The 13,719-nt window shown below is 64.0% G+C and carries 13 protein-coding genes; 7 read left to right on the top strand and 6 right to left on the bottom strand.

Annotated elements, in window-relative coordinates; all coding sequences use genetic code 11:
* From A6723_RS21990 to A6723_RS21980, 3 genes are read right to left on the bottom strand one after another with little or no spacing between them, the layout of a single operon-like run.
* Entirely contained in the window at nt 1-2,052 is a 2,052-nt protein-coding gene (locus A6723_RS21990) for an ATP-binding protein (RefSeq protein WP_024764074.1), read from the bottom strand.
* Nucleotides 2,053-2,110: 58 nt separating this feature from the next.
* A complete protein-coding gene (locus tag A6723_RS21985; protein WP_054906579.1) occupies nt 2,111-3,022 on the bottom strand; it encodes a putative 2-dehydropantoate 2-reductase in 912 nt (303 codons plus the stop codon).
* A gap of 38 nt (nt 3,023-3,060) precedes the next feature.
* Nucleotides 3,061-4,026: a response regulator gene (locus tag A6723_RS21980; RefSeq protein ID WP_024764076.1), complete on the bottom strand. Its 966-nt coding sequence runs from the start codon at nt 4,024-4,026 to the stop codon at nt 3,061-3,063.
* A gap of 155 nt (nt 4,027-4,181) precedes the next feature.
* On the opposite strand from A6723_RS21980, the gene A6723_RS21975 reads away from it, so the two are divergent.
* Both A6723_RS21975 and A6723_RS21970 read left to right on the top strand, forming a co-directional pair.
* Nucleotides 4,182-4,661 carry a YajQ family cyclic di-GMP-binding protein gene (locus A6723_RS21975; protein ID WP_037016362.1) on the top strand — a complete coding sequence of 160 codons (480 nt, stop codon included), beginning with the start codon at nt 4,182-4,184 and terminating at the stop codon, nt 4,659-4,661.
* A gap of 142 nt (nt 4,662-4,803) precedes the next feature.
* Complete coding sequence (locus A6723_RS21970) at nt 4,804-5,649, top strand: mechanosensitive ion channel family protein (RefSeq protein ID WP_054906578.1); 846 nt, start codon at nt 4,804-4,806, stop codon at nt 5,647-5,649.
* Nucleotides 5,650-5,718: 69 nt separating this feature from the next.
* Here the strand turns inward: A6723_RS21970 and A6723_RS21965 are convergent, their stop codons facing one another.
* Complete coding sequence (locus A6723_RS21965) at nt 5,719-7,527, bottom strand: AmpG family muropeptide MFS transporter (protein ID WP_054906577.1); 1,809 nt, start codon at nt 7,525-7,527, stop codon at nt 5,719-5,721.
* Between the two features lie 41 nt (nt 7,528-7,568).
* Nucleotides 7,569-7,943 carry an MGMT family protein gene (locus A6723_RS31445; protein WP_054906576.1) on the bottom strand — a complete coding sequence of 125 codons (375 nt, stop codon included), beginning with the start codon at nt 7,941-7,943 and terminating at the stop codon, nt 7,569-7,571.
* 193 nt (nt 7,944-8,136) lie between these two features.
* Between A6723_RS31445 and A6723_RS21955 the strand changes: the two genes are divergently transcribed.
* Nucleotides 8,137-9,138 (top strand): DUF481 domain-containing protein, encoded by a 1,002-nt coding sequence (locus tag A6723_RS21955; protein ID WP_054906575.1) that lies wholly within the window; start codon nt 8,137-8,139, stop codon nt 9,136-9,138.
* Between the two features lie 137 nt (nt 9,139-9,275).
* On the opposite strand, the gene A6723_RS21950 is transcribed toward A6723_RS21955, so the two are convergent.
* Nucleotides 9,276-10,034 carry an SDR family oxidoreductase gene (locus A6723_RS21950; RefSeq protein WP_024764082.1) on the bottom strand — a complete coding sequence of 253 codons (759 nt, stop codon included), beginning with the start codon at nt 10,032-10,034 and terminating at the stop codon, nt 9,276-9,278.
* 107 nt (nt 10,035-10,141) lie between these two features.
* On the opposite strand from A6723_RS21950, the gene A6723_RS21945 reads away from it, so the two are divergent.
* The 4 genes from A6723_RS21945 to groL all read left to right on the top strand — a co-directional run bounded on the left by A6723_RS21945 (nt 10,142) and on the right by groL (nt 13,654).
* Nucleotides 10,142-10,879 carry a HugZ family protein gene (locus A6723_RS21945; RefSeq protein WP_054906574.1) on the top strand — a complete coding sequence of 246 codons (738 nt, stop codon included), beginning with the start codon at nt 10,142-10,144 and terminating at the stop codon, nt 10,877-10,879.
* Between the two features lie 87 nt (nt 10,880-10,966).
* Nucleotides 10,967-11,434: an FxsA family protein gene (locus tag A6723_RS21940; protein WP_024764084.1), complete on the top strand. Its 468-nt coding sequence runs from the start codon at nt 10,967-10,969 to the stop codon at nt 11,432-11,434.
* Nucleotides 11,435-11,671: 237 nt separating this feature from the next.
* Nucleotides 11,672-11,965 (top strand): co-chaperone GroES, encoded by a 294-nt coding sequence (locus A6723_RS21935; RefSeq protein ID WP_009617968.1) that lies wholly within the window; start codon nt 11,672-11,674, stop codon nt 11,963-11,965.
* A gap of 48 nt (nt 11,966-12,013) precedes the next feature.
* Entirely contained in the window at nt 12,014-13,654 is a 1,641-nt protein-coding gene (gene groL / locus A6723_RS21930) for a chaperonin GroEL (protein WP_054906573.1), read from the top strand.
* Nucleotides 13,655-13,719: the final 65 nt, after the last annotated feature.

Genomic DNA, 13,719 nt, shown 5'->3' with positions numbered 1-13,719 from the left:
TCAATGCTCCTTGTCGTCGCGCGCCAGCAGAGGCAGCGGCGGGGAAATTTCGGCAGCCAGCGGCAGGCGGATGGTGAAGCAGGTGCCGACACCCAGCTCGGACTGCACCTCCATCTGCCCCTTGTGGTTATTGGTGACGATGAAGTACGAGACCGACAGGCCCAGCCCTGTGCCCTGGCCGACTTCCTTGGTGGTGAAGAACGGCTCGAAGATGCGCTTGCGCACGTTCTCCGGCATGCCGCAGCCGTTGTCCTCCACGTGGATTTCCGCCCAGGGCGGATTGAGCCGGGTACGCAGGGTGATGCGGCCGTACTCGCCTTCCTCTTCGTCGTCGCGCAGGTGGATGGCCTGGGCGCCGTTCTTCAGCAGGTTGAGCAGCACCTGCTCGATTTCGTTGGCGATTACCGGCACCGGGCCCAGGCGCGGGTCGTACTCGTGGACGATCTCCAGCGACTTGAAGTCGAAGCCGCCGGTGAGGTCGAAGTCGTTGCCGGCGATCTCCACGGCCTGTTCCAGCAGCGCCGGCAGCTCGCAGGCGGCCATCTGCCGGTGGCTGCGGCGGCTGAAGGAGAGCATGTGAGTGACGATCTTCGCAGCGCGGGAACCGGCGTACTGGATGCCATCCATCAGCTTGGGAATCTCCCGCGCCTCCAGGTAGTGGTTGAGGTCGTCCAGGCGCACGCCCACTTCGCCGGCTACCTCCAGGTTCTTCGGCAACTCCGGCGACAGTCGCCGGCGGATGTTCTGCACGTTGTGCAGGATGGCGCCGAGCGGGTTGTTGATCTCGTGGGCCATGCCGGCCGCGAGGCCGCCGACGGAGAGCATCTTCTCCGACTGCACCATCATCTCTTCCATTCCCAGGCGGTCGGTGATGTCGTCGATACGGATGACCGCGCCACGGCCGGTGCCGCCCATCAGCGGGTAGAAGGTCAGGGCGTAATGGCGCGGCGCGTCAGTGAGGGCCCAGGTGACGCGTTCGACGCGTTCGACCTTGTGCTGCTCGGCGGCGCGGGTGAGCTGCGGCAGGAAGGGCTTGAGCGACGGGAAGGCGAGGAATACCGGCTGGTTCACCGCATCGTCCAGGCTGGTGCCGGAGAGCAGGCTGGCTTCCTGGTTCCACTGGGTGACGTAGAGCTGCTCGTCCACCGCGATCAGCGCCGAGGGCATCGAGTCGATGATGCTGTTGAGGTAGTGCTGGAAGCCGGTGAGTTTCTTCTCGATCTTGCTGCGCACCTGGACTTCCAGCTCCAGCTTGCGGTTCGAGCGGCGGGTTTCCTCAGCCAGCGACTGGGCCTGTTCCACGGCTTCCTGGGCGTCGTCGCGGGCGCGCTTGAGCTGCTGTTCGCGGGCTTCGATGCGGGTCAGCATGGTGTTGAAGGCGTCGGCCAGCCGGCCGATCTCGTCGGCATTGCCGCGCTCGGCGCGCAGGGCGTAGTTCTCCTCGCGGGTGACCTGGCGCGAGAGCTCCTCCAGGCTGCGGATCGGCCGGGTGATCAGGCGGCGAATCTGCTGGGCGATGAGCAGCCAGAGCAGCACCGAGACGGCGAGGATCACCAGGCTGGCAGTCAGGGTGCCGGTGTAGAAGGCGCCCGGCAGCTCGCTGCTCGCCACCAGCAGCAGGTAGCCGCTGTTGCGGCCGGCCTGGGGCAGTTCGAACAGCGCGTTGAGGCGGTATTCGTGCTGGCGCCAGCGCTCCAGGTGATCGAGGCGCTCGGGCAGGGCAATGGGGCCGTTGCCCGGCGTCTGGGCGATGCGCTCGCCGTTGCTGTCATACAGTGCGGCGGCGCGCAGCGGCTGGTAGTCGTCCAGCTGGCGCAGCAGCACCTGGGCCTGGGTGGGCGAGGACAACGCTGGCTCGCTGAGCGCCGGGTTGGCGATCAGCCGTCCGATGGTCTGCAGCGCCTGGGGCGCAACGCTGTCCTGGGAAATCCAGTAGGCCGCGCTGATGAAGGCCAGGTTGGCCACCAGCATCACGGTCGCCAGCAGCACCAGCAGGGCGGCGAGGATCTTCTGGCCGACCGGCAGGTCTTCCAGGCGCTGGCGCAGGTTCATGGGTGAAGGCATGGGCGCTTTCTTGGAAAACAGGAGAGGCGGGCAGGGTAGCCCGCGATCAGGTGTCGGGCAATCCGCGCGCCACCAGGTAGGCGCGCAGGCGCTCGTGTACGGCTCGCAGTCGCGGCAGGGCGAGGTGCAGGCGGTCACCTTCGCGGCAGGCATGGCCGAGCAGGTAAGCGATCTCGCTGCGCCGGCCCTGGGCGACGTCCTGGTACATGGAGGAGAAGTTCGCCGCAGTGGCGGCAATCACGCGCTCCACGTCGCCCTGCAATTCCTGCGCAGCGGCGGGGTAGTTGCAGGCGTGCAGCAATTGGCCCAGTTCGTCGCACAGCGCGGCAACTTCGTCGGGGTGCCCGGCCAGTTCGCCATTGCGGCATTGGTGCAGCACCGTCAGCGGGTTGATCGCGCAGTTCAGGGCCAGCTTGCGCCACAGGCGTTCGAGGATGCTCTCGCTCCACTGGGCGGGAATCCCGGCTTGCTCCAGTTCGGTCAGCCAGGCCGGAGTGGGCCCGCCGTGCTCGTCGCCCAGCCAGGTCTGGCCATGGCCTGCGAATACCGTGCGGAAGTCGGATTCGCGGAATGCGCCTTCGGTGCTGGAAGCGTAAAGGCAGCGTGCGCGCGGCAGGTGGGTGCTGACCGCCTGCTGGCTACCCAGGCCGTTCTGCAGCAGGATCAGCTCGGCACCGGGGGCCAGGCGCGCCGCCACGCTGGCGGCGGCAGACTCGGCGTCGTAGGCCTTGCAGGCCAGCAGCAGGCGCTGGATCGGCGCGCCTTGCGCAGCGGTTTCGGCCGGTATCGGGTAGAGGCTCTCGCGACCGTCTTCGATCAGGGTGACGCCACCGAGGGCGCGGTAGGCGTTGAGGCGCTGGCGGTCGCGCAGCAGCAGGCGCACAGGCAGGCCGGCGCGGGACAGGCGGGCGGCCCACAGGCAACCGAGGCTGCCGGCGCCGAGGATAGACCAGGTCATGGGGGAAACTTCGCGGGTTCGGGGGCTTACCGCGAAGTTTAGCGCAGGCCGGTCAGTCGACTGGCGTTGATTCGCCCGCTGGCGAAGGCGTCGGGCAGCAGGGCACGGCCCTGCTGCATCAGTTGCTCGACTTCCACGGGCAGCGCCTTGGCGTCCAGGCCCACCAGGCTGATGCCGGCCTTGAGGGTGATGAAGCCTTCGCTGGTCTTGAACGCCTTGAGGTTCAGGCCTTCGTGCAGGCGGCGGAAGCTGCTGGGGGAGCATTCCTGCAGGTCTTCGAGCAGGGTGATCAGGGCGAAATGCTGGCCGTCGATGCGCGCCAGGACGTCCAGCGGTCGTACCAGTTGCTGCAGGCGCCGGGCGACGCCATGGAGCAGTTCGTTCTGGAATGACTGGCCGTGCTTCTGCCCCAGTTCGGCCAACTCCGGCAGGCCGATGAGCATGTAGCACACGGCGCCACCACGGGATTCCACCTGGCGGATGCTGTCGGCCAGCTTCTGCTTGAGGTAGCGCTGGTTGCCCAGGCCCGTGGCACTGTCCACCAGGTTGCGTTCTTCCAGGCTGGTGATGTTCTCGGTGAGCAGGCGGTTTTCCATCAGCAGGCGCTGCAGGGTATTGCTCAGGCGGTCGGCGGCCAGTACGCGGGGCACCAGCTGCTCGTTCATCGCCGACTTGCTGACGAAGTCGTCCACGCCACGGTCGAAGGCTTCGGCCAGGGCGTTGTCGCCCTCCTTGCCGGTGAGCAGGATGATGTAGGTGTAGTGGTCGCCGCTCTCGTCGAGCTGGCGCACTCGGGCGGTGAGCTCCAGGCCGTCCATCTCGGGCATCAGCCAGTCGGCGAGGAGGACGCTCACCGGCTGCTTTTCCAGCAGGTCGAGCGCTTCGCTGGCACTGCTGGCGAAGCGCACGTTCAGGTAGCCGGCCTGGCTCAGCGCGCGGCCGATCATGGCGCTGGAGAACTTGGCATCGTCGACTACCAGGATGCTGAGATGGTTGGTTGGCATGGAATGTCTCGGAAACGGGTAGGAAATGCCGGCTAACGACGTCAGAGGCCGGGCGCGGTCTTGTCTGTCAGTTATAATGACCGCGCATTTTTATCGTCAAGCCAGGCGTCGTCCCGTCTGTGAACCGGGTCGCGCCGTCCATCTGGAGAGATGTCATGCCTTCGTTCGACGTGGTGTCCGAACTGGACAAACACGAACTGACCAACGCCCTGGATAACGCTGCCAAGGAACTGGACCGCCGTTTCGACCTGAAGGGCAAGTGCAGCTTCGAGACCAAGGACAAGTCCGTCACCCTGACCGCCGAGGCGGATTTCATGCTTGAGCAGATGCTCGACATTCTTCGCTCCAGCCTGGTCAAGCGCAAGATCGATGTGCAGTGCATCGAAACCAAGGACCCCTTCCCGTCGGGCAAGGTGGTCAAGCAGGAAGTGACCTTCCGCGAGGGCATCGACAAGGATCTGGCGAAGAAGATCGTCGCCCTGATCAAGGACAAGAAGCTCAAGGTGCAGGCTGCCATCCAGGGTGAGCAGGTGCGTGTCACCGGCAAGAAGCGTGATGATCTGCAGGAAGCCATCGCGCTGCTGCGTGGTGAATCCCTCGGTATGCCGCTTCAGTTCAACAACTTCCGCGACTGATGCGCGCTGCTCTGTAAGAGCTGCGGAACCTCAGCGCCCGCGCGACGTCGCAGTAATAGAGTCGCTCGGCGAACTCCCGACCGCCATGGCTTGCCATGGCGGTTTTGTTTTTGGAATGGCAATAGACAAGGGGCCTGCATCCATGGATATGAATTACGAGCAGATCATGAACAGTGCGGAGGCCTGGACGCCGGTCGTCCTGGCTTACCTGGGCAATGCCGTGCTGGCGCTGTTGACCCTGCTGATCGGTTGGTGGGTGATCAACCTGTTCACCCGTCGTATCGGCGGGTTGCTGTCCACCAAGCATGTGGACAAGACGCTGCAGGGCTTCATCGGCAGCATGGTGAACATCATCCTGAAGATCCTGCTGATGGTCAGCGTGGCGTCGATGATCGGCATCCAGACCACCAGTTTCGTCGCTGCCATCGGTGCCGCCGGCCTGGCCATCGGCCTGGCGCTGCAGGGCAGCCTGTCGAACTTTGCCGGCGGCGTGCTGATCCTGCTGTTCCGTCCGTTCAAGGTCGGCGACTGGATCGAAGCCCAGGGCGTTTCCGGCACGGTGGACCACATCATGATCTTCCACACCGTGCTGCGCACCGGTGACAACCGTACGGTGATCGTGCCCAATGGCGCGCTGTCCAACGGCATCATCACCAACACCTCGACCCAGACGACCCGCCAGGTGACCTTCGATGTGAAGCTGGCCTTCGACGCCGACCTGGAGGGCGCTCGTGCCATCCTCAAGGAGCTGGCGGAGGATTCGCGCGTGCTCAAGTCGCCGGCGCCGGTGGTGGTGGTCGCGGGCCTGGGCGAGAACTCGGTGACCCTGTCGCTGCGCCTGTGGACCGCCAATTCCGACTACTGGGCCGTCACCTTCATGCTCAACGAGCAGGTGCGTCAGCGCCTGCGCGACGACGGCATCGACCTTGCGCCGAACAAGGTGGTGCGTGTGGTCAAGGGTGAAGAGGACGCCGTCCTGGCGGACTGATCCCTCACGCGGAACGAAAAAGGCCGGCATTTGCCGGCCTTTTTCATGGGCGCTGCTTCATCAGCAAGTTCAGGGGCGTTCGGCGCTGGCTGGCTGCGTTGGGGCTTCGCTGGCTTCCTCGGCGGCGCCGTTGGTCATGTCGTTCTTGCGCTGCAGCCACAGCCAGCCGATCAACAGCAGCGTCGGCACGCCGAGCAGGGCGGTGAAGAAGAAGAACCGCTCATAGCCCATGCCCTCGACCATGGCGCCGGAGTAGCCGCCGATGAAGCGCGGCAGCAACAGCATGGTGGAGCTGAGCATGGCGTACTGGGTCGCGGAGAACTTCAGGTTGGTCAGGCTGGACAGGTAGGCGACGAAGGCCGAGGTCGCCAGGCCGCCGCTGAAGTTGTCGAGCATGATGGTTACCACCAGCATGGTGACGTGGGGCTCCAGTACCTTCAGCAGGGCGAAGACGTTCTGCCCCATGAGATGCGGATCGTCGATCGCGCCCATCTGCGCCAGGAAGGCGAACAGCAGGTTGGTCGCCGCCGAGGCCGCGCCGCCGATGAACAGGATCGGCAGGATGCTGAAGCGGGCGATCAGCACACCGCCGGCCGCCGCGCCCACCAGGGTCATGATCACCCCGAACAGCTTGCTGACGGTGGCGATGGTGTCCTTGGTGAAGCCCATGTCGATGTAGAACACGCTGGCCATGGTGCCCATGACGGTGTCGGACATGCGGTAGGTGGAGATCAGCCCGAGCAGCAGCAGGGCCTGCCAGCGGTAGCGGCGGACGAACTCGGTGATCGGCGTCAGCACCGGGGCCATCAGCAGCCGACCCGGCGCGGAGATGCAGCTCAGGGCAATCAGCAGGTAGAGGAGGGCGAGCCACCACTTGCCGGCTTCGGTCATGTTGATGAATGCGGTGCCGGTCACCAGCAGGATGATCAGCACGATCACCGAAACCGCCTGGTGGACGAAGTCGAACTGCGGCAGGCCGCGCCCGTGCACGGCCAGCAGCAGCGGGCGGCGCACCTTCGACAGTAGCTCGCGGACCGGGCGGATCTGCCGGCGGCCGTGGGGCGTCATGCAGATGCCGATGAAGATTCCGTAGAGCGCCGCGCGCGGCCAAGCCTGGGCGGTCAGCGCGGTGAGCATGGCCGGCACGGAGATCAGCAGCACCAGCAGGGTCAGCACCGAGAGCAACTGGTGGTTGAAGGCGAAAGCCGAGCTGCCGGCCTGCGGTTGCACGTTCACCGGCGGCTCTTTCATCAGCAGGGTGGTGATCAGGCCGGGCAGGATGGCCAGCGAGCACACCGCGTAGGTCAGCGCCCAGGCCGACTGGCTGTAGTGCAGGGCACTGGAGCCGGCCCATTCGGCGAGGAACAGCACGCCGGCGGTGGCGAACAATACGGCGACCCGGTAGCCGGTCATGTAGCACGCGGCCAGCGCGGCCTGGCGGGTATTCTCGGCGATTTCCAGGCGGTAGGCGTCGATCGCGATGTCCTGGGTGGCCGAGGCGAAGGCCACGACCATCGCCAGGGCGATCAGCCAGTTCAGATGCGACTGCGGGTTGCACAGGGCCATGCCGAGCAGGCCAATGGCGATCAGGCCCTGGGAGAACACCAGCCAGGAGCGGCGACGGCCCAGACGGCCGATGAAGGGCAGGCGCCACTGGTCGAGCATGGGCGACCAGACCCATTTGAAGGCGTACACCAGCCCGATCCAGCTGGCGAAGCCAATGGTTTCCCGGCCGACACCCGCTTCACGCAACCACACCGAGAGTGTGGAAAGCACCAGCATGTAAGGCAGGCCGGCGGCGAATCCCAGCAGCAAAAGCGCGAGGCTGGCGGGAGACTTGTAGGCAATCCATGCCTCTCGCCAGGAATGCTCTTTCATGGGGGTGTTTTCCAGCAGGTCAAAAATTCTCGCGAACTTTACTAGGACTGCTCGCCGCTAGGCCAGCCGTGCCGACGTATGTCCACCCGATCGTTATGGATTCTGACACCCTCTGCACGCAATCGTGCGCGCTGTTCGTTACCCGAAACAGTGCCGATGGGCAGGCTGATGCGGCCACCGGCGGCGATCACCCGGTGCCAGGGCAAGCGGGTGCCTTCGGGGAGTTGGCTGAGGATGCGTCCTACCAGCCGCGCAGAACGGCCCAGTCCGGCGAGGCGGGCGACATCGCCATAGGTGGTGACGCAACCTTCCGGCACCTGGGCGATGACCAGGAAGATAGCCTCGCGTCGAACCTGCAGGCTCTCCAGCCCGAGATCGGGAAGCGGCGTGCTGGCCGTGGGCTTGGACTTGGGCATCGAATGCACCGTGGCAGAGGGGCTGACGCTCAGAATATCCGTTGGTGCGGGTCTTACAAGTCAGCTTATTCCTAAGATCCATCTGTCAGTCATGGTGAACTCCCTGCAACTGGGCCGGTCAGTCGTTGCTCTAGTGTCGGGTATCTGGATAATGCCCGGCTTTTTGCCCATTCAATCCAGTTGAATTCGACTCATGTTGCCCAGAACCCTGCTGTTCATTGCCCTAGCTTCCTGTTCCCTCTCCGCCCTCGCCGATACCGTCTGGTTGAAGAATGGGGACCGTCTGACCGGCACCATCAAGCTGTTCGACGGCGGCAAGCTGCTGCTGGCAACTGACTATGGCGGGGAGATCACCCTGAAATGGGACAAGATCAAGACCCTTGAGACGGACCAGAACCTGCTGGTGAAGTACGACGAGGAAACCGGCGAGCACTCCAAGGGCATCAAGCCGTCGGACGATGGCAAGGTCACGCTGGTCAACGGCCAGCCGCGTACCGTGGAACTGGCGAAGATCGAGCAGATGATGCCGCCCAAGCCGATCCTGGAAGACTGGGTATGGACCGGCAACGTCGACTTCTCCCTGGACCACAAGCAGGCCGAGAACGATGTCGAGGACTACGACATCGACTTCAAGACCAACGCCCGCCACGGCCGTTGGCGCCACAACCTGCAGGGTGAGTACAACCGCGAGAAGAAGAACAACCAGGTCAGCACCGACAACTATTCGGCGCAGTACGCCCTCGACCGCTTCCTCGACGAGCACTGGTTCTGGCAGGGGCAGGCGCAGTACAAGCGCGACTGGATCGAGGACCTGCAGAAGAAGCGCACCGTCGGTACCGGCCCGGGCTACCAGTTCTGGGATAACGAGCTGGGCGCGTTCTCCCTGGCGACGCTGGTCAACCGCAACGACTACGAATTCGTCGACGATGAGAAATCCCACTTCTACAGCACCAGCCTGAAGTGGGACTACAACCGCTACCTGCTGGCCAAGCAGTTCGAGCTGTTCACCAACGGCGAAGTCAGCAAGCCTCTGGAGTCCAATGTGGACTACGAGCTGGAGAGCGAGGCGGGCATCCGCTACAAGCTGACTTCCTGGGCGTCCCTGAGCCTGAAGGCCGAGTGGGACAAGCTCAGCGGCAACGATGGCGACGTCAACGAGCGCCGCTACACCGTTGGCCTGGGCGTGGGCTGGTAACGCCGATTTATGTAGGAGCGAGCTTGCTCGCGAACAACCCCAACGACGGCGGGGAAACGTTCGCGAGCAAGCTCGCTCCTACAAAAAGCACAAAAAAGCCCCGCACATGGCGGGGCTTTTTTTCATGGGCGGGAGGATTACAGGCGCAGGCCGCCGTCCAGCTCCAGCACGCGGCCGGTGTAGTAGTCGTTCTCGAGGATGTAGGCCACCGAGTGGGCGATTTCCAGCGGCTTGCCCAGGCGCTTGAGTGGGATGCCGGAGGTCATTTTCTCCAGCGCTTCGGGTTTCATGCTGGCGACCATGTCGGTCTCGATGAAGCCCGGAGCTACGCCGGCCACGCGGATGCCGTAGCGCGCCAGTTCCTTCGCCCACACCACGGTGTCGGCGGCGACGCCGGCCTTGGCCGCGGAGTAGTTGGCCTGGCCCATGTTGCCCGCGCGGGAGATGGAGGAGATGTTGACGATCGCGCCTTCGTTCTTCAGCTCGATCATCTTCGCTGCCACTTCGCGGGTGCAGAGGAACACGCCGGTCAGGTTGACGTCGATCACGGCCTGCCATTGGGCCAGACTCATCTTGCTCAGCTCGCCGTCCTTGACCTTGATGGTCAGGCCGTCGCGCAGGATACCGGCGTTGTTCACCAGGCCATTGATGGCGCCGAAGTCGCTGGCGACCTGGGCCACCATGTGGGTAACCTGTTCTTCATTGGCGACGTTGCACAGATAGGCGCGGGCGTCACCGCCGGCGGCCTTGCAGGCAGCCACGGCTTCGTCCAGTTTTTCGGCATTGAGGTCAACCAGCGCGACGCGCGCGCCCTTGCCGGAGAGGTACTCGCCCATGGCGCGGCCCAGGCCCTGGCAGCCACCGGTGATGATGATGACCTTGTCTTTCAATTGCATCGGAACAACCCCACGAACAGTTTCTGGTGAAAGGCCCCGCCGGCAGCTGTGCACAGAGTCAGTCCTGCCCGTCCGTTTGCGACGGATTCTTTGCGAGGAGTCATAAGTTGAGCGTGAAAGCTGCCAAGCATGCCCGAGAACTGCTGCTCAAGGAATACCGCGGCGTCCTCTCCACCCACTCGAAGAAGTGGTCCGGGTTTCCCTTCGGCTCCGTGGTGCCCTACTGCCTGGACGAGGCGGGCCGGCCGCTGATCCTGATCAGTCGCATCGCCCAGCACACCCACAACCTGCAGATGGATGGCAAATGCTCGTTGCTCATCGGCGAGCGTGGCGTCGACGACATCCAGGCCGCCGGCCGCCTGACCCTGCTGGCCGAGGCGCTGATGATCGAGGATGTCGACGCCATCGCCGGCGCCGCCGAGCGCTACTACCGCTATTTCCCTGGTTCGCAGGACTACCACATCGTCCACGACTTCGATTTCTGGGTTCTCAAGCCGGTGCAGTGGCGCTTCATCGGCGGCTTCGGCGATATCCACTGGCTGGGCGCTGACCGCGTGCCGCTGGCCAATCCCTTCGTCGGCGAGGCGGAAAGGAGCATGGTCGAGCACATGAACAGCGACCATGCCGGTGCCATCGAACACTACGTCGAGCTGGCCGGGCTGCCCGCGGGCAAGGATCCGCAGCTGGTGGGAATTGATACCGAAGGTTTCCACCTGCGTATCGGCCAGGGCCTGCACTGGCTGCCGTTCCCTGTGCCCTGCGGTAATCCTGGTGCGGTGCGCCAGGCGCTGGTGCAGTTGGCCAGGGCGGACGCCTGGCCGGGTAGTGAAGTCATCCAGGCTTGAACAATCCCCGGGCATTCCCTTGAAATTGGCGCGGGACGTCGCCACCTTTCCCGTTATCTGGGTAAATGCCCCGCCAAGGAAACATCGATGCGAGTTCCTCTTTTCCTGATTCTTCTGTTCCCGCTGATCGAGCTGGCCGTGATGATCAAGGTCGGCAGCGTGATCGGCGTGGGCTGGACCCTGCTGCTGATCATTGCCGGTGCCTTCATCGGTGCCGCCGTTCTGCGTGTCGCTGGCGTCGCTACCGCGCTGCGTGCCCGCGAGCGCCTGAATCGTGGCGAGCTACCCGAACAGGAAATGCTCGAAGGCCTGGTCATCGCCCTGGGTGGTGGCCTGCTGATGCTGCCGGGCTTCATCAGCGACGCCATCGGCCTGCTCTGCCTGATCCCCTTCACCCGCCGCCTGATGCTTGGCCGCGTGCGCCAGCGCATGCAGGAACAGGCCGAGCGCCGCCGGGCCTTTGCCGACGATCCCGCCGCCCAGCAACGCGGTGGCCCCAGCGTGATCGAAGGCGAGTACCAGCGCCGCGAGGAAGACCGCGACCGCCTGCGTTGAGTTTCGGGCGGTTTCGGCCGCCGCGAGCACCCTCCGTTTGCAAAAAAATTTTCGTCACACCCTTGAAATGCCTTGTAGCGACCTTATGTACCGGTCACCGCAAGGTCCCTGTCGCATGGACAGGCTGCTCTTTACGCGTCTCGCCAGCCGGGACGCAAACCGGCAACGCCGGATTCAATAAAACCTGCCGGGCATCGATCTGGCCGTTGGAAATCACAGTTTGGGAGAGTTACGACTATGAAGCTTCGTCCTCTGCATGACCGCGTCGTCATCCGTCGCAGCGAGGAAGAGACCAAAACCGCAGGCGGCATCGTGCTGCCGGGTTCCGCCGCCGAGAAACCGAACCGCGGTGAAGTGGTCGCTGTTGGTGCCGGCCGTGTCCTGGACAACGGCGAAGTTCGCGCTCTGGCCGTCAAGGTCGGTGACAAGGTGGTGTTCGGTCCTTACTCCGGCAGCAACGCCATCAAGGTCGACGGCGAAGAACTGCTGGTGATGGGCGAGTCCGAGATCCTCGCCGTCCTGGAAGACTGATTTCAGTCCGTCCACTCCCCACCGAATTCGATTTAGAGGAAACAGAACATGGCTGCCAAAGAAGTTAAGTTCGGCGATTCCGCTCGCAAGAAAATGCTGGTCGGCGTAAACGTCCTGGCCGACGCGGTTAAAGCGACCCTCGGCCCGAAAGGCCGTAACGTCATCCTGGACAAGAGCTTCGGTGCTCCGACCATCACCAAGGACGGCGTTTCCGTCGCCAAGGAAATCGAACTCAAAGACAAGTTCGAGAACATGGGCGCCCAGCTGGTGAAAGACGTTGCCTCCAAGGCCAACGACGCTGCCGGTGACGGCACCACCACCGCTACCGTTCTGGCCCAGGCCATCGTCAACGAAGGCCTGAAAGCCGTCGCTGCCGGCATGAACCCGATGGACCTGAAGCGCGGCATCGACAAGGCCACCATCGCTATTGTTGCCCAGCTGAAAGAGCAGGCCAAGCCCTGCGCCGACACCAAGGCCATTGCCCAGGTCGGCACCATCTCCGCCAACTCCGACGACTCCATCGGCAACATCATTGCCGAAGCCATGGACAAGGTCGGTAAAGAAGGCGTGATCACCGTTGAAGAAGGCTCGGGCCTGGAAAACGAACTGTCCGTCGTAGAAGGCATGCAGTTCGACCGTGGCTACCTGTCCCCCTACTTCATCAACAAGCCGGACACCATGGTTGCCGAGCTCGACGGCCCGCTGCTGCTGCTGGTCGACAAGAAGATCTCGAACATCCGCGAAATGCTGCCGGTCCTGGAAGCCGTTGCCAAAGCCGGCCGTCCGCTGCTGATCGTGGCTGAAGACGTCGAAGGCGAAGCCCTGGCTACCCTGGTCGTCAACAACATGCGTGGCATCGTGAAGGTCGCAGCCGTCAAGGCTCCGGGCTTCGGCGACCGCCGCAAGGCCATGCTGCAGGACATCGCCATCCTGACCGGCGGCACCGTCATCTCCGAAGAAGTCGGTCTGAGCCTGGAAGGTGCCACCCTGGAGCACCTGGGTAACGCCAAGCGCGTCGTACTGAGCAAAGAAAACACCACCATCATCGATGGTGCTGGCGCTCAGGCCGACATCGAAGCTCGCGTCCTGCAGATCCGCAAGCAGGTCGAAGAGACTTCCTCCGACTACGACCGTGAGAAGCTGCAAGAGCGTCTGGCCAAGCTGGCCGGCGGTGTTGCCGTGATCAAGGTTGGCGCTGCCACCGAAGTCGAGATGAAAGAGAAGAAAGCCCGCGTTGAAGACGCCCTGCACGCTACCCGTGCTGCGGTCGAAGAAGGCGTGGTGCCTGGCGGCGGCGTCGCTCTGGTACGTGCTCTGCAGGCCATCGAAGGCCTGAAGGGCGACAACGAAGACCAGAACGTCGGTATCGCCCTGCTGCGTCGCGCTGTCGAAGCTCCGCTGCGCCAGATCGTTGCCAACTCCGGTGACGAGCCGAGCGTCGTGGTCGACAAGGTCAAGCAAGGTTCGGGCAACTACGGCTACAACGCTGCTACCGGCGTGTACGGCGACATGATCGAGATGGGTATCCTCGATCCGGCCAAAGTCACCCGTTCGGCCCTGCAAGCCGCTGCTTCCATCGGCGGCCTGATGGTCACCACCGAGGCCATGGTTGCCGAAGTGGCCGACGACAAGGCTGCTCCGGCCATGCCGGACATGGGCGGCATGGGTGGCATGGGCGGCATGATGTAAGCCACCCGGCACCTGCTGTAGGAAAAAGCCCCGCCTAGGCGGGGCTTTTTCATGGGCGCGGGTTA

This window comes from Pseudomonas sp. AU11447 (assembly GCF_001672555.2).
Classification (GTDB): domain Bacteria; phylum Pseudomonadota; class Gammaproteobacteria; order Pseudomonadales; family Pseudomonadaceae; genus Pseudomonas; species Pseudomonas nitroreducens.
This window is presented reverse-complemented; position numbering and strand designations above follow the sequence as displayed.

Bases quoted from the DNA above. Each gene is read 5' to 3' on its own strand.
- A6723_RS21990 (WP_024764074.1), bottom strand. From the start codon at position 2,052: ATGAACCTGCGCCAGCGCCTGGAAGACCTGCCGGTCGGCCAGAAGATC.
- A6723_RS21985 (WP_054906579.1), bottom strand. From the start codon at position 3,022: ATGACCTGGTCTATCCTCGGCGCCGGCAGCCTCGGTTGCCTGTGGGCC.
- A6723_RS21980 (WP_024764076.1), bottom strand. From the start codon at position 4,026: ATGCCAACCAACCATCTCAGCATCCTGGTAGTCGACGATGCCAAGTTC.
- A6723_RS21975 (WP_037016362.1), top strand. From the start codon at position 4,182: ATGCCTTCGTTCGACGTGGTGTCCGAACTGGACAAACACGAACTGACC.
- A6723_RS21970 (WP_054906578.1), top strand. From the start codon at position 4,804: ATGGATATGAATTACGAGCAGATCATGAACAGTGCGGAGGCCTGGACG.
- A6723_RS21965 (WP_054906577.1), bottom strand. From the start codon at position 7,527: ATGAAAGAGCATTCCTGGCGAGAGGCATGGATTGCCTACAAGTCTCCC.
- A6723_RS31445 (WP_054906576.1), bottom strand. From the start codon at position 7,943: ATGCCCAAGTCCAAGCCCACGGCCAGCACGCCGCTTCCCGATCTCGGG.
- A6723_RS21955 (WP_054906575.1), top strand. From the start codon at position 8,137: ATGTTGCCCAGAACCCTGCTGTTCATTGCCCTAGCTTCCTGTTCCCTC.
- A6723_RS21950 (WP_024764082.1), bottom strand. From the start codon at position 10,034: ATGCAATTGAAAGACAAGGTCATCATCATCACCGGTGGCTGCCAGGGC.
- A6723_RS21940 (WP_024764084.1), top strand. From the start codon at position 10,967: ATGCGAGTTCCTCTTTTCCTGATTCTTCTGTTCCCGCTGATCGAGCTG.
- A6723_RS21935 (WP_009617968.1), top strand. From the start codon at position 11,672: ATGAAGCTTCGTCCTCTGCATGACCGCGTCGTCATCCGTCGCAGCGAG.
- groL (WP_054906573.1), top strand. From the start codon at position 12,014: ATGGCTGCCAAAGAAGTTAAGTTCGGCGATTCCGCTCGCAAGAAAATG.